The organism is Thiomicrorhabdus sp. ZW0627 (assembly GCF_029767005.1).
Taxonomy (GTDB): domain Bacteria; phylum Pseudomonadota; class Gammaproteobacteria; order Thiomicrospirales; family Thiomicrospiraceae; genus Thiomicrorhabdus.
Window position 1 is genome coordinate 398,493 of sequence record NZ_JARUQR010000001.1, and the last position, 19,797, is coordinate 418,289.

12 protein-coding genes are annotated in these 19,797 nt (G+C 46.1%); 1 reads left to right on the plus strand and 11 read right to left on the minus strand.

What is annotated here, in order from left to right; all coding sequences use genetic code 11:
- Positions 1-37: 37 nt before the first annotated feature.
- The 8 genes from infB to acs form a co-directional block, all read right to left on the minus strand.
- Positions 38-2,524 carry a translation initiation factor IF-2 gene (infB, locus tag QCB45_RS02005; RefSeq protein WP_279418865.1) on the minus strand — a complete coding sequence of 829 codons (2,487 nt, stop codon included), beginning with the start codon at positions 2,522-2,524 and terminating at the stop codon, positions 38-40.
- Between the two features lie 13 nt (positions 2,525-2,537).
- Positions 2,538-4,025, minus strand: coding sequence for a transcription termination factor NusA (nusA, locus tag QCB45_RS02010; RefSeq protein WP_279418866.1), 1,488 nt, complete (start codon positions 4,023-4,025; stop codon positions 2,538-2,540).
- Between the two features lie 37 nt (positions 4,026-4,062).
- Positions 4,063-4,515 carry a ribosome maturation factor RimP gene (rimP, locus tag QCB45_RS02015; RefSeq protein WP_279418867.1) on the minus strand — a complete coding sequence of 151 codons (453 nt, stop codon included), beginning with the start codon at positions 4,513-4,515 and terminating at the stop codon, positions 4,063-4,065.
- Between the two features lie 208 nt (positions 4,516-4,723).
- On the minus strand, positions 4,724-5,365 hold the full coding sequence (locus tag QCB45_RS02020) for a 3'-5' exonuclease (protein WP_279418868.1): 642 nt from the start codon (positions 5,363-5,365) through the stop codon (positions 4,724-4,726).
- Positions 5,365-7,224, minus strand: coding sequence for a putative nucleotidyltransferase substrate binding domain-containing protein (locus QCB45_RS02025; protein WP_279418869.1), 1,860 nt, complete (start codon positions 7,222-7,224; stop codon positions 5,365-5,367). Before QCB45_RS02025 ends, QCB45_RS02020 begins: the two co-directional genes overlap by 1 nt.
- A 139-nt stretch (positions 7,225-7,363) precedes the next feature.
- A complete protein-coding gene (locus tag QCB45_RS02030; RefSeq protein WP_347710070.1) occupies positions 7,364-9,013 on the minus strand; it encodes a cation acetate symporter in 1,650 nt (549 codons plus the stop codon).
- A 5-nt stretch (positions 9,014-9,018) separates the two neighbouring features.
- Positions 9,019-9,324 (minus strand): DUF485 domain-containing protein, encoded by a 306-nt coding sequence (locus tag QCB45_RS02035; protein ID WP_279418871.1) that lies wholly within the window; start codon positions 9,322-9,324, stop codon positions 9,019-9,021.
- Positions 9,325-9,643: 319 nt separating this feature from the next.
- Positions 9,644-11,593, minus strand: coding sequence for an acetate--CoA ligase (gene acs, locus QCB45_RS02040; RefSeq protein WP_279418872.1), 1,950 nt, complete (start codon positions 11,591-11,593; stop codon positions 9,644-9,646).
- A 279-nt stretch (positions 11,594-11,872) separates the two neighbouring features.
- Between acs and thpR the strand changes: the two genes are divergently transcribed.
- Positions 11,873-12,448: an RNA 2',3'-cyclic phosphodiesterase gene (thpR, locus tag QCB45_RS02045; RefSeq protein ID WP_279418873.1), complete on the plus strand. Its 576-nt coding sequence runs from the start codon at positions 11,873-11,875 to the stop codon at positions 12,446-12,448.
- 45 nt (positions 12,449-12,493) lie between these two features.
- Here the strand turns inward: thpR and QCB45_RS02050 are convergent, their stop codons facing one another.
- From QCB45_RS02050 to dnaE, 3 genes are all read right to left on the minus strand, one after another.
- Positions 12,494-15,184 carry an ATP-binding protein gene (locus tag QCB45_RS02050; RefSeq protein WP_279418874.1) on the minus strand — a complete coding sequence of 897 codons (2,691 nt, stop codon included), beginning with the start codon at positions 15,182-15,184 and terminating at the stop codon, positions 12,494-12,496.
- A 167-nt stretch (positions 15,185-15,351) separates the two neighbouring features.
- Positions 15,352-16,230 (minus strand): sensor domain-containing diguanylate cyclase, encoded by an 879-nt coding sequence (locus QCB45_RS02055; RefSeq protein ID WP_279418875.1) that lies wholly within the window; start codon positions 16,228-16,230, stop codon positions 15,352-15,354.
- A gap of 9 nt (positions 16,231-16,239) precedes the next feature.
- Positions 16,240-19,716, minus strand: a complete 3,477-nt coding sequence (dnaE, locus tag QCB45_RS02060) for a DNA polymerase III subunit alpha (protein WP_279418876.1) — start codon at positions 19,714-19,716, stop codon at positions 16,240-16,242.
- Positions 19,717-19,797 lie beyond the last annotated feature (81 nt).

Genomic DNA, 19,797 nt, shown 5'->3' on the forward strand with positions numbered 1-19,797 from the left:
TTTTGTAAACACAATTTGTAAGTTTAGGGGTAAACGCTTAATCCAGTGTACGCTTAACTTCAACGCGTTCATAACACTCGATCTGGTCACCCACTTTAACGTCGTTGTAGTCCTTAACACCGATACCACATTCGATACCCTTCTGGACTTCCTGAACGTCATCTTTGAAGCGACGTAACGACTCAAGTACACCTTGATAGATAACAACGTTATCACGTAGGACACGAATTGGGTTATTACGCTTAACAACCCCTTCAGTCACCATACAACCTGCAATCAGGCCGATCTTAGGAGCCTTGAACACATCACGAACGTCTGCCACACCGACGATATCTTCTCTGAAGTCAGGTGCCATCTTACCTTCAATAGCGCGCTTGACGTCATCAACAATTTCATAGATAACGCTGTAATACTTCAAGCCAATGCCTTCACTGTCAATCAAACGCTTGGCCGTTGCATCTGCACGTACGTTGAAACCTACGATCAATGCATCGGAAGCGATCGCAAGGTTGGCATCCGTTTCCGAAATCCCACCAACGCCGCTGGAAACGATATTAACTCGAACCTCATCCGTAGACAATTTGGTCAACGCGTCCGCAATCGCTTCGATCGAACCTTGTACATCCGCTTTAAGCACCACATTGATATGCTGCAAATCGCCTTCCGCCATCTTGTTGAACATGTTATCCAACTTGGCTTTCTGCTGACGGGCGATCTTAAGCTCTTTGAACTTACCTTGACGGAAAGTCGCCGCTTCACGCGCTTTACGCTCGTTTTCGACGGTAATCATCTCGTCACCGGCAACCGGAACACCGGAAAGACCCAGGATCTCAACCGGAATAGAAGGACCAGCCGAATCGACCATGTCGCCGGAATCGCTGACCAATGCTCGCACACGACCGTATTCCATACCGCATAGTGCGATATCACCCTTCTTCAGAGTACCGGTCTGAACCAATACGGTTGCAACCGGACCACGTCCTTTATCCAAACGGGATTCGATAACCACACCTTTAGCATGACCTTCAGTCGGCGCTTCAAGCTCCAACATTTCAGATTCAAGCGAGATAGCATCAAGAAGCTCGTCGATACCCATACCGGTTTTAGCGGAAACAGGCACGAACTGAACGTCACCGCCCCAATCCTCAGGAATAACTTCCTCGGCAACCATTTCCTGCTTGACGCGTTCAGGGTTAGCCGTTTCCTTATCCATTTTGTTCACCGCAACAACGATGCCTACGCCAGACGCTCTCGCATGCTGGATTGCTTCCTTGGTCTGAGGCATCACACCATCATCCGCCGCGACAACGATAACAACTACGTCAGTTACCTTGGCACCACGAGCACGCATTGCGGTAAACGCTGCGTGACCCGGAGTATCGATAAAGGTAACACCACCCTTATCGGTATCTACATGGTAAGCACCGATGTGCTGAGTGATCCCGCCGGCTTCGCCGTGAGCCACTTTGGCTTTACGAATATAGTCAAGCAAAGAGGTTTTACCATGGTCAACGTGCCCCATGATAGTTACAACAGGAGAACGCTGAACCGTTTCACCGTGGTACTCCTGTCCGGTTACTTCGTCTTCAATAGTCACTTCGCTGAAAGCGACCGGTTTATGCCCCATCTCTTCAACGATCAACATTGCAGTTTCCTGATCCAACACCTGGTTGATCGTCGCCATAGTGCCAAGATTCATCATCATGAATTTGATGACTTCACCCGCCTTAACCGACATCTGATCAGCCAGTTCGGAAAGCTTGATACTTTCAGGTACTTTAACTTCTTTTATTACCGGAGCGGTCGGTTTCTGGAAACCGTGTTCATTCTGCTGAGGCTTTTGGCGTTCCGGCTGACTGCCTTTGCGTTTTTTCAAACGACGTAGATTGTCTTCACCGATTGAAGTCTTCTTATCTTTCAGTACTTTTTTACCGCCTTTACCCTGCTTAGACTCTTCGCTATCCTCGTCTATATGACGTGACTTCTTGGCTTTCTTAGCCGCTTTTGAATGATCCTCCTTCACAGGTGGAGGGACAACGACTTCAAGATTTTCTTCTGTTGATTCCTTTTCCGCCTTAGATTCTTCCTTGGCAGGTTTTTCTTCAACAGCCGTTACTTCCTCTACGACACTTGACTCAACAACCGCTTCTACCGGTGTCTCTTCAACCGCTTCAACTTGTTCAATCAATTCCTTATCAAGCGCATTATCGGCCTGTTCAGTCTCAGGCTTCTTCACATAGGTACGCTTCTTACGTACCTCAACATTTACGGTACGCTTACCGGAACCGGAACCTGATGAGAGGTTCAAAGTCTGCTTGCGGCGCAACGTCACCTTTTTAGGCGCGTCGTCACTCGACTCACCATGCAGACTTTTTAAATAGGCCAACAAAGTGCGCTTTTCTTCTTCCGAAATGGTGTCATCTGCACTTTTCCCCTTCACGCCTGATGCTTCAAGCTGTGAAAGTAATTTATCTACCGAAAGGCTGAGTGTTTCCGAAAATTGTTTTATCGATACTTCTGCCATTGAAACTCTCCCTTTATTCAAACCATGGTGCGCGCGCTTTTAAGATTAATTCACCTGCTGCGGCTTCATCTAAATCGACGTACGCTAATAATTCGTCAGTATCCAGCTCTGCCAAATCTTCTTGTGTAATCACACCGTTGGTAGCCAATTGCTTAGCCATCTCCGCTGTCATCCCTTCAAGAGCCAACAAATCATCAGCCGGTTCTGCTAAAGCGGCCTTCTCTTCATTCGCGATCGCCTGTGTCAACAACGCATCTTTAGCACGTTGCTTCAATTCGGCGACAATATCTTCATCAAACCCTTCAACTTCCAACATTTCGGCAGCAGGTACATAAGCCACTTCTTCCAAAGTGGTAAACCCTTCCGCCACCAAAACTTCTGCCATATCTTCATCGACATCCAGCGCATTAACAAACGTATCGATTTGATCTTTCGATTCCGTTTCATGCTTTGCTGCCATATCTGTTTCCGACATGACGTTCAATTCCCATCCGGTCAGCTCGGAAGCCAATCGGATATTTTGTCCGTTTTTACCGATCGCCTGAGACAACTGCTCGTCGATTACAGCCAAATCCATCGTGTGGCGATCTTCATCGACCATGATCGAAGAGATTTCGGCCGGCGCCATCGCGTTGATCACGAATTGCGCGTCGTTCGAATCCCACAGGACGATATCGATACGTTCACCGTTCAACTCGTTCGTTACCGCTTGAACACGCCCACCACGCATACCGACACAAGCACCGATCGGGTCAAGACGTGGATCGTTAGCACGGACGGCGACTTTAGCACGGAATCCGACATCTCGAGCCGCGCTCATGATATCGATCAGGTCATCGCTGATTTCAGGGACTTCGATCTTGAACAATTCAATCAACATTTCCTTGCAGGCACGAGACATGAACAACTGCGCACCACGTGGACGGTAAGTCACTTCCTGCAAATAAGCACGTACGCGATCACCGATACGGAATGTTTCGCGGTTGATCAACTCACTACGAGGAATCACGGCATCAACGTTGTCACCCATATCCAGGATGACATCGCCGCGGTCGATACGCTTGACCTGACCGGTCATGATTTCGCCGACACGCTTACTGTACTCTTCAACAACTTTCTTGCGTTCTGCTTCACGTACTTTTTGAATAATGACCTGTTTTGCTGTCTGGGCGCCGATACGACCGAAATCGATTGATTCCATCGGCTCTTCGATGAATTGTCCAACTTCAATATGCGGATCGACGTCAACCGCATCCATTTCACGAATATACCAACCAACGTGATCTTCGATCAATGCGTCGTCTTCAATGACTTCCCAGCGGCGGAAGGTGTTGTAGTCACCTGAAACACGGTCGATTTCAACTCGAGCATCCAACTCATCGTTATGACTTCTACGAGTTGCCGTAGCCAAAGCGGTTTCGATCGCATCAAAAATGATCTCTTTTTCTACACCTTTTTCATTTGCCATGATTTCAACAATGGCTAAAACTTCTTTACTCATTATTCACTCGCTCTAAATAATTTGGATGTCAGTTATATTAAATTTCAACTACTAAATTTGCTTTATCAATCATGTCGAACGGAATCTCAAACAACTCTCCATCCACTTCGACCTCAATTCCTTCGTCCGTCACACGGGTCATAGGCCCGGTGAACTTCTTGCGCCCCAATACAGACGAAACCGTTCTCAAACGCACTTGCTTTCCTTCGTAACGTTTGAAATGTTCCGGCTTAATCAGCGGACGATCCAACCCGGGTGACGAAACTTCCAACATGTAGGCGTTCGTAATCGGATCTTCTACATCCAGAACCGCACTGAGCTGGCGACTGATATCCGCACAGTCATCGACGGTAATACCTGATTCTTTATCCACGAAAACACGCAAGGTTGAATGGCGGCCGGCAGGCATATACTCTACGGCCCAAAGCTCAAACCCCATAGTTTCTATGGTCGGTTTCAGCAACTCTTCTAACTTTTTCTCTAATATCACGCAGTTATCCGTTCGTTAGGTTTAGCCAATTCAAATAACAAAAAACCCCGTAAAAACGGGGTTTTTAAAAATTTAAGCCGATGTTTAGACACAGTTTAAACACCACTTAATCGAAACTTTTAAAAAATCTGCGTGAACAATACACCTTTTATGAAATTTTGTCAAGAAAAATACCTAGTTACGATTCATGAAGCAGACTCACCAATTTCTATCTAGGCTGTTGTAATTTAAGAAAAATCAGAGAAGTCATCAAAGCATCACTAAACGCATCATGCTGACCAAGATTGGGAACATCGAGACGCTTGAGAATTGAATCAAACTTCAAATCGATATTCGGCTGGGCAATCGACTGACTAACTTCCTTCAAACGCTGCTGATAATAAAGCTCCGAGACCTCAATCATGCGATTGGGCAAACGAACCCCCAACCAATCTGAAATGGCACCGTTCACCATCGCCACATCGAATTCAAGATAATAACCAACCAACGGATATCCCTGAATAAAATGCAAGAACCGGCCTATCGCTTCACGCTCTGTCAAAACCTCAATCTCCCCATCCTGCAAATCCACATTACGTATGCGGTGTACAGCAATGCTTTCAGGCGAAATCAATCCCTCTTGCTGAATCAGCAGATTAAGCGCCCCACTGGTCAAAACCTGATTTCCCTTAATTTTGATGGCGCTCAAGGAGACGATCTTATCTTTTTTGGGATTCAACCCCGTCGTCTCGCAATCAAAACAGACGTAAACATTGTCATCTTGAGGCTCAGAAAACAAGAATTTGTAATCAGGATCCTTAAGCTTGTTTGCCTGGCACTTACGGCGCCAATCACGCCAAATAGACAACATCACATCACCTCGTGCAGCCTGAAACGTTTCTGCAATTTGCGCTTGAACTCATCAACTACCGTAAACGCCTGTTTAAGAAGATCTTGTTGCAAATGACTCAATGTCTGCAGATCGATGTAATTATCCAATTCGTCATCGGGACGACCCTGCATCTTCTGCTGCAACATAGCATCCAAGCGCAAACCGTGGAAATAATTCAAGGTCTCACCCAATTCAATGCCGAAATCCTGATCCAACACACCCGAATCCATAAGCGCTTTGATTCGCCAGTGGGTATTCGCTTGCTTGAGACCAGCTTCAATTGCATAACAACGGACTCCGTGGACGATCGGAAAGATACCGCTTTTCTTCAGGTCTATACGGGCCTGACCACCTCGCTTATCACTTCTCAAGCCACCAAAGAAACCGATTGGCGTATCGAACTGCAGAGCCGTCTTAGCGAAGTGCCTCAAAAAGACTGGATTATCCCGTAATCTCTTGAATAAAACTTCACGCAGACGATCCAGCATCGTCTCATCGCCGAAAACGATTTGAGCGTCATACAGAATGGATATGTACATAAAACTCTCTTCAGTAGGCCGATCAAACCATTCCTTGAGTTGATCCGAAAACTCAATAACGGATCGCCTCCACATCGGATTGGAGACCATAATCCCCCCTTTACAGGCAGGAAAACCGATGTCGATCAACGCCCGACTGAACTGTTCGCTCGCCTCCGTCAACTTGGACTGCTCATCCTCAGACAATTCTTCAAACAAGATTGCATTATCTTGGTCCGTGCGGAGAACCTGCTCCGAACGACCTTCACTCCCCATAACCAAAAGACTGACCTTGTTACAAATTGATTCAAGCAGATACAAAGTTAACAGCTTCTCCATCAGTTTACGGTGAAGCTCGTTGACCAGTTTGGCGATGTAATGTGTCTTGATTCCTTTTCTCTGCAAGTTCACAATCAAGTCGTCAATCTGTTCTGCAACCCTTCTAAAATCCTCAACGTTTTCAGCTTGGTCGATCTTAATCAACGCCAAACCGGACTGGTTGGCAAACAAGCCCATTAAATCTTTTTGCAGCAAAAAGCCGATCAAACCATCATCGCTACGCACGACCAGTCGATCAATCTTAAACTTGGTCATTTTCAGCAACGCATTGAACAAATAGTCGAATTCATGCACCGTCACCAAAGGTCCATTGGCAAAATCCTTCAATATGGCATTTTCATTGAAATCACCCGACGCAATAATCTTCATGATGTCGGTTGAAGTAACAATGCCGTAATCGTAACTTTCACCCTTTAGTTCAACCACACAAGCATCCGATTGAATTTCGACCATACGCTCAACCGCCTTCTGCAGCGTCACACAACCATCAAGCATCACCAACGGATGAATCGGCGCCGAGCAAACTGTATCCATCATTACCTCTGTCGAGGTCATCAATTGCATTGATTGATGCAGTGCATCCAGCTTCTCAACAATGGACGACAGGAAATGTTGTTTGAAAACCGGCTGACTATCCAACAAACGGCTGAACACTTCTGCGGGCAATCGATACAAAATCGATTCCTCCAACACTTTGAACTCACGCATTCCTTCTGCGTTATCAGTCCCAAGCAAGCCCTGCTCACCAAAATACCCCCTCACCCCGTAATGGGCAATCAACTCTTGCTCCCGATATTCGGCAACACGACCCTTGATGATAAAGTAGAGGTATGCATTTTCCTGTCGATTCACTTCTATAGCGGAACCGACAGGAAAATACACCACATCGAGATGACTTGCGACTTCTTGTAAAACGGAGACAGACAAACTGTCGAATGGTGGAATGTTCTCTAAAAACTGTGATTGCTGTTCTATCGCCATACCAAAACCTTAAGGTAAAAACCCAAAATACAAAAATGAAAAAGGGCCGTTACGCATAGCATAACAGCCCTCTTTGAATCATTCTTCAAGAAAGTGCAAGACTTGAACCATCATGACACCTTCTATCGAACTCAATCACTTAGTGCTCAGAAGCACCTTCCGCACCGATACCCGTCTGAGAACGGATGAACTGTGCTTCGAAGCCGTCTAGGTCTTCTTTAGCACGTGCAGACTTGTCGGTAATCGAGAAGAACCAGATACCGACAAACGCGATCACAACTGTGAACAACGCCGGGAACTTGTACGGAACGATCGCATCACCCATACCTAGGATTTGCGTCCATACAACCGGCCCAAGGATAACCATAACAACGGCAGAGATCAGACCTAACCAGCCACCGATTACAGCACCGCGGGTAGTCATCTTGCTCCAGAACATAGACATGATCAATACCGGGAAGTTAGCCGATGCAGCGATGGTGAATGCCAAAGCCACAACGAATGCGATGTTCTGATCTTTGAATCCGATACCGAACAAGATCGCCAAACCACCGATAACCAGTGTTGCGATCTTAGCCACTTTGGTTTCCTGTGCTTCTGTCGCATTCTTGTTGACTACGTTTGCATAGATATCGTGTGAAAGTGCAGAAGCACCCGCCAACGTCAATCCGGAAACAACCGCAAGAATTGTTGCGAAAGCAACCGCTGAGATGAACCCTAGGAACCAGTCACCACCAACAACGCTCGACAAGTGGATCGCCGCCATGTTGTTACCACCGATCAACTTAGGCCCGTCGAAATACTCGGCACCGACAATCAAAGCAACCGCACCAAAACCGATGATGAATGCAAGGATGTAGAAGTAACCAATGAAACCAGTCGCATAAAAAACAGACTTACGTGCTTCTTTCGCATCCGGAACGGTGAAGAATCGCATTAGGATATGTGGAAGACCAGCCGTACCGAACATCAAAGCAATACCTAGAGAGATTGCGTTGATCGGATCGGAAACAAAACCACCTGAATACAGGATATCCATGTTACCGCCACGGTTTTCAACCGCTGTCTTAAATAGCGTTTCAAAGCTGAAGCCCATCTGGTACATAACCGCTATCGCAATGAATGTCGCACCGGAAAGCAATAGAACCGCTTTGATGATCTGTACCCAAGTCGTCGCCAACATACCACCGAATGAAACATAAGCGATGATCAGAATACCGACCATGACAACCGCATAGTTGAAGTCCAGACCGAACAGAAGCTCGATCAGTTTACCTGCACCCACCATTTGAGCGATCAAATAAAGGATAACAACAGCAACCCCACCGAAAGCCGCTAAAACGCGGATTGGAGTCTGTTGGAAACGGTAAGCTGCAACGTCGGCAAACGTATATTTACCAAGGTTACGTAGACGTTCAGACATCAAGAACAAGATAATTGGCCAACCGACAAGGAAACCGATTGCGAAAATCAATCCGTCATACCCTTTCAGGTAAACCATACCGGTAATACCCAGGAAAGACGCTGCAGACATATAATCACCCGCAATCGCCAAACCGTTTTGTAAACCGGTGATTCCGCCACCTGCAGCATAGAAATCTTTAGCGGATTTAGTGCGCTGTGCCGCCCAGTATGTAATGTAAAGAGTCAAACCAACGAAAACCACGAACATTGAAATTGCTGCCCAGTTGGTTTCTTTAGCGGCTGGAGCCTCTACGTCGATTCCGGAAGCAATTGCCAAAGGTGCAAATGCCAAAGCCAAAAGGCCAAATAATGCTTTCTTCATCATAGTCATTATTCAACCTCTTTCTTGATTTGAGCCGTTAGCTCATCGAAATCCGAGTTGGCTTTCTTAACGTAATAACCCGTCAACAAGAAAGCAAACACGATAATACCCACACCAACCGGGAAACCGATCGATACATGATCACCACTTACAATCGTGGTGAAAAACGCAGGGTCAAATGCCAATAACATAATATACCCGTAGTAAACCACCAACATGGCGATCGAAAGCTTCCAGGCTAAGCCCGTACGCTCCTTAACCAGCTGCTGATACTGCGGAAGACTTTTAATCTTCTCAATCTTAGCTTGATCCAAAACTATTCTCCTCTGAGATTTTCTCTGTAAATACCACTTTTCGCTCCTACAAAAAGTTCCCCTATTATGTAGGTACGAAACCCAAAGCTGAAATAAGATTTACTTATTAACAGCAAAATATATTTGGGTGCGAAATTCTAACATTTTTAACAATGATTATTAGGGATTTGCTACAGAAAAATACCCATAAAAATAATATGTTTTTTATCTCTTTCAAATCAAGGTGTTAAAACGAAAAAACCCAAAGCGAACAGGCCTGTCCACTCTGGGTTTCTTAAGTTTTTAGACAAGCTTTTAGCCTGTCTGAAAGCATCAACTCTTATTTATTTTGGAACTGCTCCAAAATCGATGGATCTTCAAGCGTTGAAGTATCCTGGGTAATTTCCTCACCTTTCGCAATTGTTCTCAACAAACGACGCATGATTTTCCCAGAACGCGTCTTCGGCAAATTGGTTCCGAAGCGAATATCGTCAGGCTTGGCGATCGGTCCGATCTCCTGCGACACCCAGTTACGCAACTCTTGAATCAAAGTATTACGCTCTTCACCTTCTGGAATATCAACGTTCAACACCACAAACGCCGCAACCGCTTCACCTTTGACATCGTGAGGGCGTCCAACTACAGCCGCTTCAGCCACTTTGGCATGGGAAACCAACGCGGATTCAATCTCCATCGTTCCCAAACGGTGTCCAGATACGTTCAAGACATCATCGACACGTCCAAGAATCCAGAAATAACCGTCTGCATCCTTGTGTGCACTGTCACCTACCACATAGTAAGGTTTACCTTGCAATGGGAAGTAAGTATCACGGTAACGTTGGTCATCACCCCAGATATTACGGATCATCGATGGCCAAGGCTTCTTGATGACCAGCAAACCACCGTCATTATTTTCAAGCTCGTTCCCCTCTTCATCCAAAATAGCCGCATCAATACCAGGAAGCGGTAAAGTGCAAGAACCAGGCTTCAAAGGCGTCACAGGGAAAGGTGCAATCATGTGTGCACCGGTTTCGGTTTGCCACCATGTGTCGATGATCGGACACTCACCACGGCCGATAACTTCGTGATACCACATCCAAGCTTCCGGATTGATCGGTTCACCGACCGTTCCCAGAATTCTCAATTTAGAAAGGTCGTACTGCTTAGGCAGATCCGCACCGAACTTCATCAAGGCACGAATTGCAGTCGGAGCCGTATAGAAAACGGTTACACCATGATCTTGACAGACCTGCCAGAAACGGCCGGCATCCGGATAGGTCGGTACACCTTCGAACATCAACATGGTCGCACCGACTGAAAGCGGTCCGTAAGCGACATAACTATGACCTGTGATCCAGCCCACATCGGCCGTACACCAGAACACATCATTATCGTTTAGGTCAAACATCCACTCATTGGTCACATGTGCATTCAACAGGTAACCACCCGAACTGTGCTGAACCCCTTTCGGCTTACCGGTTGAACCGGAAGTGTAAAGCAAGAACAATGGATGTTCTGAATCGACCGGAACCGGTTCATGATAATTGCTCATACCCGCTTCTGCATCCATCCAATCGATGTCACGCCCTTCTTTCATAGATACTTCGTCATCGGTACGCTTGTAGACGATGACTTTTTTAACCTGTTCGCAATCGTGTTCAAGTGCTTTGTCCACAGCTGTTTTAAGCGGAATGGATTTACCGCCGCGACGGCTTCCGTTGGTAGTAATTACCAACTTGGCACCCGCATCGACGATACGGTCACGCAAGGCTTCAGCAGAGAACCCACCAAATACGACGGAATGAATCGCCCCGATACGCGCACAAGCTTGCATCGCAATGACCGCTTGTGGAATCATTGGCATATAAATGATAACGCGGTCACCTTTGGTGATGCCCTGCGCCGTTAGAGTATTGGCAAAACGACACACCTGATCGTGCAGTTCTTTATAAGTATGATGCTCAACATCACCTTGATCACCTTCAAAGATGATTGCCAACTTATCGCTCTTAGTGTCTAAGTGACGATCGATACAGTTGTAAGAAACGTTCAACTCACCGTCTGAGAACCACTTATAATGTGGCGCATTACTCTCATCTAGACCGACCGTAAAAGGCTTGGTCCACGTCAACTTTTCTTTTGCCAGTCCAGACCAGAAACCAACGTAATCTTCAGCGGCATCTGCTCGCATCTTTGCCAGTTTTTCTTCTGTGATGGCTACGCTCGATTTAATGGCGTCACTCGGTTCGAATACTCGGCTCTCTGTTAAGATCGACTCGATATTAGACATGGATACACTCTCTTTAGTTTATTTTTCTTCAGGAAAATGGGGATGTGCTATAACTAAGCATTAATGAGCAAGAAGTTTACTCTTCTGAGGTGCAAAGTTAAAGCTTCATCCCTATTTTTCTTATAATAAAATCTTATAATCTTAGGTTGGTTTTCAAATTCGTTGCCAGTGACTTCCATAAAATGGTTTCTCTCCGGTTTGAACGATTCAAATCAAGATTTATCCAGAATATAAACCAAGATATAAACCAAAGCGTTTCGGAATCAGGAAATAGCTACTATGCGTGCATTTATTGCAATACCGATTGATCACACAACAACGCAACAATTGACGAAAATCACGGAACGCCTTAAAAACACGGAGTGGGGAAAGGAAATCATCTGGTTTCCGCCGGAGAACTATCACCTGACACTGCACTTTCTTGGAGGAAAATTGGATCCAGAAAAGGTTCATATTATCTGCAACGCTATGTCGGGCTGGTTTGCCGAAGGGATGAGTTATTTTGAAGCAGAAATCCAGAAAATCCGTTTATTTCCCAGCGAGATACATCCCCACACCATTGTTGCTTCACTCGACGCAACGATTTTGCTGCAATATCTGGTGCGTGAAATCCAAGACCAGCTCAAACCTTATGGCCTAAGTAAAGCCAAACAAGCATTTCGGCCCCACATCAGCCTAGGACGGATTCCCAAAAAGATGGAATTAGAATCTATTCATTTATCGGAAGAATTCCGAAGACTTGAAGATATATGGTTGACGGTTGATCGCTTGACTCTCTACCAAAGCCAACTTACTGACCACTCCCCAATCTACACCCCCTTACAAACCCTTGAGCTGGAACGTTATGAATCCTGATGCACACCTACCGGATCATTCATAACAGATTCAAAGAGTTTTCACTCAAACGGATGCGTTCAGAAGCATCAGAATTTCATTCACTTTGATTGGCTTAGTCAAGTAACGGTCAAAACCGGCTTCCATTCCATTTTGTATATCACCTTCCATAGCATTGGCACTCAGAGCGTAAAAAGCCGTCCCTTTTTGTTTCAGCTCGGGCAGATCCTTAAGTAAAGGCAACAGCTCAACACCACTCATACCAGGCAGGTTGATGTCAATGAACATCACATCCGGAATCACCTGTTCGGCAATCGCCAACCCCAGTTCAGCACTGTTTGCGACTGTCAGTTCAACCCCGTCAAGCGTATCGATAATATCTTCCATCAAACTAACGTTATACGGATTGTCCTCAATATAAAGTACACGCAGTCCGTTGATATTCTTCCCGGCATCCGGCGATTTGAAGACATCATCCTCCTGACTTACAACGGCTATTTGTTCCGTACCCGATTCTCCTAACCCCTCAATTACAGGGAAACTGAACCAGAAATCTGATCCGACACCTTCCGTACTCTCAACACCTATCCGACCACCAAGTTGGTCGACCAAATCCTTTGCAATGCTTAAACCGATTCCCGTTCCTTCAATATTCGAATTCTCATGACCCAGACGATTAAAAGGCTCAAACAGATGTTTCAATTCTTTTGGCGCTATCCCTAACCCCGTATCTTTGACATGAACCTGAATCCACCTACAACCGTCTTCCTCAACCATTTTCGCATAGACGAATACGTCACCCTGACTACGGTTGTATTTAATAGCATTACCCAAGAAGTTCAGCAACACTTGCTTGACCCTTGTGAAATCGACCTTAATAAAATGATTCAAACCCTCATCATTGCAATGCAAGGTGACATGCTTCATCTTGGCCAGGGTTTCGACCATCGAAAAGGAATCCAACACCAACTCCTTGACATTCACCGGTTCCAAACTCATTTCATAGTTTCCAGCCTCAATTTTGGCCAATTCAAGAATATCGTTTATCAACACCAACAGATGACGACCGCTATTACTGATATTCTGCAACTGCTGTTTCTGCTTGTCATTTAAATCCGAAAACTCCAATAACTGAGTAAAGCCGATAATCGAATTCAGAGGCGTTCTCAACTCATGACTCATACTGGACAAAAACTGAGATTTTGCTCGACTTGCATTTTCTGCAACTTCCTTGGCTGATTGAAGAGACTCTTTCAATTCAACCAGCTCCGTAATATCTTCTCTAATCGCCAGATATTCGGTAACCTCGCCACTCAGGTTTTCGATGGGCAGGATATGAGTCGTTACATAGTAGGCGGAACCGTCTTTCGCCCTGTTCTTAATCTGCCCTTTCCAAACCTGTCCGGCCTGTATTGTTTCCCACAATTCCTTATACGTTTCTTTTGGCATATCCGGGTGACGGACAAGACTGTGCGATTGACCGATCAATTCTTCTGCACTGTAACCGCTGATCCGCTCAAACTGCTGATTGACATAAGTGATGGTTCCATGAAGATCCGTTCTCGATACAATCAAGGAGCTGTCAATCGCCTCCTGTTGATACTCTAAAGAATGAATCAATTCCTCCGTCTGTCTCAAAAGCGCATTGAACTGCTCGGACAACCTTCCTATCTCGTCATCGGAAGCAATTTTGACCGAAGTGCCGTACTCCTTGCTTGAAGTAATTTTTTTAATCGTTTTTTCAAATACGGCCAATGGATTGATTACGCTGCGCTTCATCACCAGCAGTAATAGCCCGGATATCGACAAGGTACTTAATAAGATAGCGGCAAGAATGTAGATGGCATCCACGTTACGCTGCCAGACCCTCGCATGATATTCCTGCAATGGAATCGACACGGCATGAACCGCTAGTATATGATTGTCGTGATCAACAATCGGCTGGGTATAAACAATTCGGTCATCGAAAAAATAAAGGTTCTGCGAACGAAGTTGCTTTTCAATAAAAACCAACCCGGACAGTGGAGACGATTCAAAATAATCCGCCTTACTGATTATAAACTGCCTGGCATTGGATTCTGTTTCATTTCCCGCCGGAGCAAAAAGTGCATAATCGACCTGGTTCGTCGCAAACGAATCCTCAACACTGCGCAAACCTTGCGAAACACCCACAAAACCGATTATTTCTGACTCGTCGTTTAAAGAATAAATGGGTTGGATGTTAATGACTCGGAAATAATTCGCCGCCCCCCCGATATTAATACCGGAAGTCGATTTACCTGTTTCGATCGCCCGCTTGACCAAATCCTGTCCAGTCAAATCCTGACTATAACTTTCCAAATCATAAGTTTTGACTAAAGACCGCCCGTCAACAGTGATGATGTGCGCTTGAACATTCTGAAAACGGCTTTTTTGCGAAAATTGCCGATTCATATCCTTCAGCTCTTTAATAATCGGACCACGTTCCTCGAACAGCAGCGCATCACGGATTGCAGAGTTCTGGGCATAGGAAATAGAGATGGAATCACCGATATCGATCTTCTGTCTAATCTGGTCGTTTAGTATCCGGGATTCTTGCTCAATGAAGTTTTGACGGACAATCTCTTCGTGATATTGATTAAGTATCATAATCAAAGGAACACTGATTACGACCAACGCAAACAACGTCGCAATCGAAACCCATAAAGGCTTTTTCAATAAAGTCGAGTTTTTAAATTGAACCTTAGGAACTTTCAACACCAAAAATTTCTCCAACACCGTCGCTGCGTAAATGTGTCACTAAATCTCATAGTAACCACACAAATTATGACAAAATTAGACAGAAGGATGGATTAAATAAAACTAATTTTTTCGATTGAAGAAACAGAAAAAATAATAGGTAAGTAATTTTTTGGATAAAAATGAATTATTGTGGCTGCAGACATTCAGCCACGTTGAGCCAGACAGACCCGGTTACGCCCACCCGCTTTGGCCTCATAGAGAGCAACATCCGCGGCATAGAACATCCCTCTGGCCGTGGATTTGTATCCGGAGACGCCAATACTGACGGTCAAGGAAAGATCATGTTCCGAAAAACGTTGTCTTGATAACAAAATCCTGAACTCTTCACAGAAATTGAAAACCAAATCAATATCATCACTCGAAAACAGAACTCCGAACTCTTCTCCCCCTAAACGAGCAACGCTGATCGCATCGGAAAACATATCGGTCAGACAACCAGCCACCATCTGGATCGCTTCATCCCCGATCAAATGTCCATAGCCATCATTAATCTGCTTGAAATGGTCAATATCGATAATCGCCATACTCATGGGGTGATCCAGATGTGATTCGAGCTGACGTTGAAATTCTCGGCGATTGCTCAACCCTGTTAACGCATCGGTACTGGCCTCTTCCTGCAACTCGATTTCGAGGCGTTTTTTCTCGGTGATGTCGCGGATGATTGCAAAAGCCCAACGTTTGCCTTCGACTTCAAAGGCCGTCAAGCTCAACTCCACCCATATCTCGACACCGTCTTGTCTGAGCGCTTCAATTTCAACCATTCGACCTAAAGCGCGACCTTCTCCACTTTCCTGAAATTTCTTGAACGCAACATGAGAAATAGCGCGGTGGCGGTCGGGGGTAATATACGAATGCATATTCTTGCCGACCATAAAATCGGAAGAGTAACCAAACAACTTTTCGGCCGATTCATTCCAAAAGAATACCTGACTGTCTGCATCAACAATCACAATGGCATCATGGGAAGCATTGATTACCGCTTCATAGATGGATTGGTCGAGTATCTCGTTTTGGTTACCCATTGCCTCTACTCATAGTACAACCTCGGGTTGCCAACCTTGTGATCTCAAGGTCTCTATCAGCTCATCATCCGGAAAATAAACAATACCATCATTGGTTTTCATCTGCACGTTTGCCATTTGGTTTTTGTAATCAACCACAATCGGCAAACCGTTATCTGCTTGGTAAGAACCCAACAAAACTTTCAAGTCATGAATTCGATTCAAATCCGTGGTCGCTTCATCGACAAACAGCTTCAAGGCACGAGCCTTTTCGATACGGGCTTCCGCAAGGCTCACCACTTGCTCGGCATCAAGCTTTATACCGCCGTTAAAGGTGTCTTCACTCACCTCACCATAGATCATTACAACCATATCTTCTTTGATATTGTCTTTAATCGATTCGTACACTGCCGGGCGCATCACCACTTCCAGACGAGCGGTTTTATCGTCAATCGCCATGAAGCCCATGCGATCACCTCGCTTGGTAATCTTAGCCCTCAATCCAACTACAAGACCAGCCGCCCATTTCTTCTGCCATTTTTCTGGCTTCAAGCTCGCCAAAGAACTGCCGATCAACTGATCCAGTTCTTCACGGTAAATATCGATTGGATGACCGCTGACATAGAGACCCAAGGTCTCTTTTTCCCCTCTTAGGCGCAATTTCTCGGTCATTTCTGGCACATCCAGCAACTGGGAACTACCACTTTCTTCAATCGAAAGCATATCGCCGAACAGATCATTCTGTCCAAGCTCGTCGTTCTTCTGTTGCTGCTCCGCCTGTTTCAACGCCATTGGAACGCTTTCCAGCATCGCATTGCGGTTTTCATGCAAACAATCCAGCGCGCCGCAGCGTATCAATGCCTCCAACATTCGGCGGTTGATCTTCTTGCCAACGCGCAAACAGAAATCAAATAGATCCTTAAAATCACCGTTTGCCCGGCGTTCTTCGATCATGCCCTCCAAAGCCGACTCACCTACACCTTTGACTGCACCCAAACCGTAATTGACGGTACGCGGACCAAACGGTTTGAAGTGCACCGCACCGGTATTGATGTTCGGAGCCAACACTTCCAAGCCCATCGCATAGCACTCATTAACCATATGCACGACCTTGTCGGTGTTGTCCATGTCGGACGAAATCTGGGCAGCCATAAATTCCGAAGGATAGTGAGTCTTCAACCAGGCTGACTGATAAGAGACCAATGCGTATGCAGCCGAGTGGGATTTGTTGAAACCATAACCCGCGAACTTTTCAACCAAATCGAAGATTTTCATCGCGAGATCGCCGTCGACGCCGATACTGATCGCCCCGTCCTTAAACACCGATCGCTGTTTCGCCATCTCTTCCGGTTTTTTCTTACCCATCGCACGACGTAGCATATCGGCGCCCCCCAGCGTATAGCCGGCAAGAACCTGCGCGATCTGCATAACCTGCTCCTGATACAGGATAACCCCATAGGTCGGTTCTAGAATCGGTTGCAACGATTCGTGCTGATATTGCGGATCCGGATAGGAAACCTTCTCTTTACCGTGCTTACGGGCAATGAAGTTGTCAACCATCCCCGATTCCAAAGGACCCGGGCGGAACAGGGCAACCAAAGCGATAATGTCTTCGAAACAGTCCGGTCTCAGACGAACGATCAGGTTCTGCATCCCACTGGATTCCAACTGGAACACCCCCGTGGTCTTACCGGTCTTGATGAGATCGAAAGTCTGCACATCGTCCAGCGGAATACGTGCGATGTCGACAAACCCTTCATCGCCCGGCTGTTTGTTTTCGTTGATCGACTGTAATGCCCAGTCGATGATCGTCAAAGTTCTCAAACCCAGAAAGTCGAATTTGACCAGGCCTGCTGTTTCTACGTCGTTCTTATCAAGTTGCGTGACTACGCTGCTGCCGTCCGGTTCACACAAAACCGGGCAGAAATGATCCAGAGGTTTCGGTCCGATAACCACCCCACCAGCGTGCTTACCGGTGTTACGAACCGTTCCTTCAAGTTTGAGTGCAAGCTCCAGTAACTGTCGCGCATCTTCATCATTGTCGCGCTTGGCTTGCAGGTCCTCCTCTTTTTCGATTGCGTCCTTAAGCTTGATCCCCAATTCATTCGGAATGAGTTTGGCGATACCGTCAACGACACCGTAACCAAGACCCAATACTCGACCCACATCACGTACAACCGCCTTTGCGGCCATGGTACCGAACGTTACGATCTGGGAGACATGGTCTCGCCCATAATGACGAGAAACATAATCAATCACCTCGTCTCGGCGATCCATACAGAAGTCGACATCGAAATCGGGCATGGAAACACGTTCCGGGTTCAGAAAACGCTCGAAAAGCAGGTCGTATTGAATTGGATCCAAATCGGTGATTTTAAGTGCATAGGCCACAAGAGAACCCGCACCGGAACCACGTCCCGGTCCGACCGGAATCTGGTGATTTTTACCCCATTGAATGAAGTCGGCAACGATCAGGAAGTAACCGGGGAATCCCATCTGCAAAATAATATCTAGCTCAAACTTGATACGGGCGTAGTATTCTTCTCTCTTAGCAGCGTAAGCCTCCGCATCCAGATGACCGAACAGGAACTGCAAGCGTTCTTCAAGCCCCTTATGACTCTCCTCAACGAAAAACTCGTCGATGGTCATCCCTTCAGGAACCGGGAAATCTGGCAGGAAGTAGGTTCCCAAAGTCAGATTCAACGAGCAACGTTTGGCAACCTCAACCGTGTTCTCAATGGCTTCAGGTAGATCGTCAAACAAGGCGACCATCTCTTCAGTCGTTCTGAAATACTGCTCTTCGGAATATCGTTTCGGTCGGTTTGGATCGTCAAGAACGTAGCCGTCATGGATACATACCCGAACCTCATGGGCCTCAAAATCTTCAGGACTCGCAAAACGCACATCGTTCGTCGCTACAACCGGCACTTCATATCGCTGTGCAGCTTCAACCGCACCCACAATATAAGCCTCTTCACCATCTCTTCCTGTGCGAATCAATTCCAGATAAAAACGGTCTGGGAAGTGCGTCTGCCACCACTTCATCCGGGTGGCGACCAGGTTCGGCTTTTCTGCCAAAATTGCTGCACCGACGTCACCTTCACGACCGCCAGAAAGAACAATCAGCCCCTCGTTATACTGTTCCAACCACTCGCGTTTAATCAACGCCACCATATCATTTTGAAACAACTTCTGGTTTTTTAGATAACCCATTGAAATCAAATGGGAAAGATTCAAGTAACCTTGTTCATCCTGACACAAGAGAACGCACTTAAAAACCGACTCATCTGCGTCTTCGATCCAAATCTCAGAACCAATAATCGGCTTAACGCCCGAACCAATCGCCGCGTTATAGAACTTGACCAAGGCAAACAAGTTGGATTGATCCGTCAAGGCAATGGCCGGTTGTCCACCTTTCTTAGCCAGGCCGACAACAGACTTTACCCCTAAGGTACTGTCAACAACGGAATACTCGGAATGAACATGTAAATGTACAAATGAAGTCATAAAATACTAAGCTGAACTCTGAATCAAACGTGAGTGGGAATAATTATGGTATTCTAACGGTTCCGCCTTACCGTGTGGATA

Excerpts from the sequence above, each read along its gene's own strand:
- QCB45_RS02055 (WP_279418875.1), bottom strand. The coding sequence starts at position 16,230 with ATGGGTAACCAAAACGAGATACTCGACCAATCCATCTATGAAGCGGTA.
- QCB45_RS02025 (WP_279418869.1), bottom strand. The coding sequence starts at position 7,224 with ATGGCGATAGAACAGCAATCACAGTTTTTAGAGAACATTCCACCATTC.
- QCB45_RS02030 (WP_347710070.1), bottom strand. The coding sequence starts at position 9,013 with ATGATGAAGAAAGCATTATTTGGCCTTTTGGCTTTGGCATTTGCACCT.
- nusA (WP_279418866.1), bottom strand. The coding sequence starts at position 4,025 with ATGAGTAAAGAAGTTTTAGCCATTGTTGAAATCATGGCAAATGAAAAA.
- acs (WP_279418872.1), bottom strand. The coding sequence starts at position 11,593 with ATGTCTAATATCGAGTCGATCTTAACAGAGAGCCGAGTATTCGAACCG.
- dnaE (WP_279418876.1), bottom strand. The coding sequence starts at position 19,716 with ATGACTTCATTTGTACATTTACATGTTCATTCCGAGTATTCCGTTGTT.
- infB (WP_279418865.1), bottom strand. The coding sequence starts at position 2,524 with ATGGCAGAAGTATCGATAAAACAATTTTCGGAAACACTCAGCCTTTCG.
- thpR (WP_279418873.1), top strand. The coding sequence starts at position 11,873 with ATGCGTGCATTTATTGCAATACCGATTGATCACACAACAACGCAACAA.
- QCB45_RS02020 (WP_279418868.1), bottom strand. The coding sequence starts at position 5,365 with ATGTTGTCTATTTGGCGTGATTGGCGCCGTAAGTGCCAGGCAAACAAG.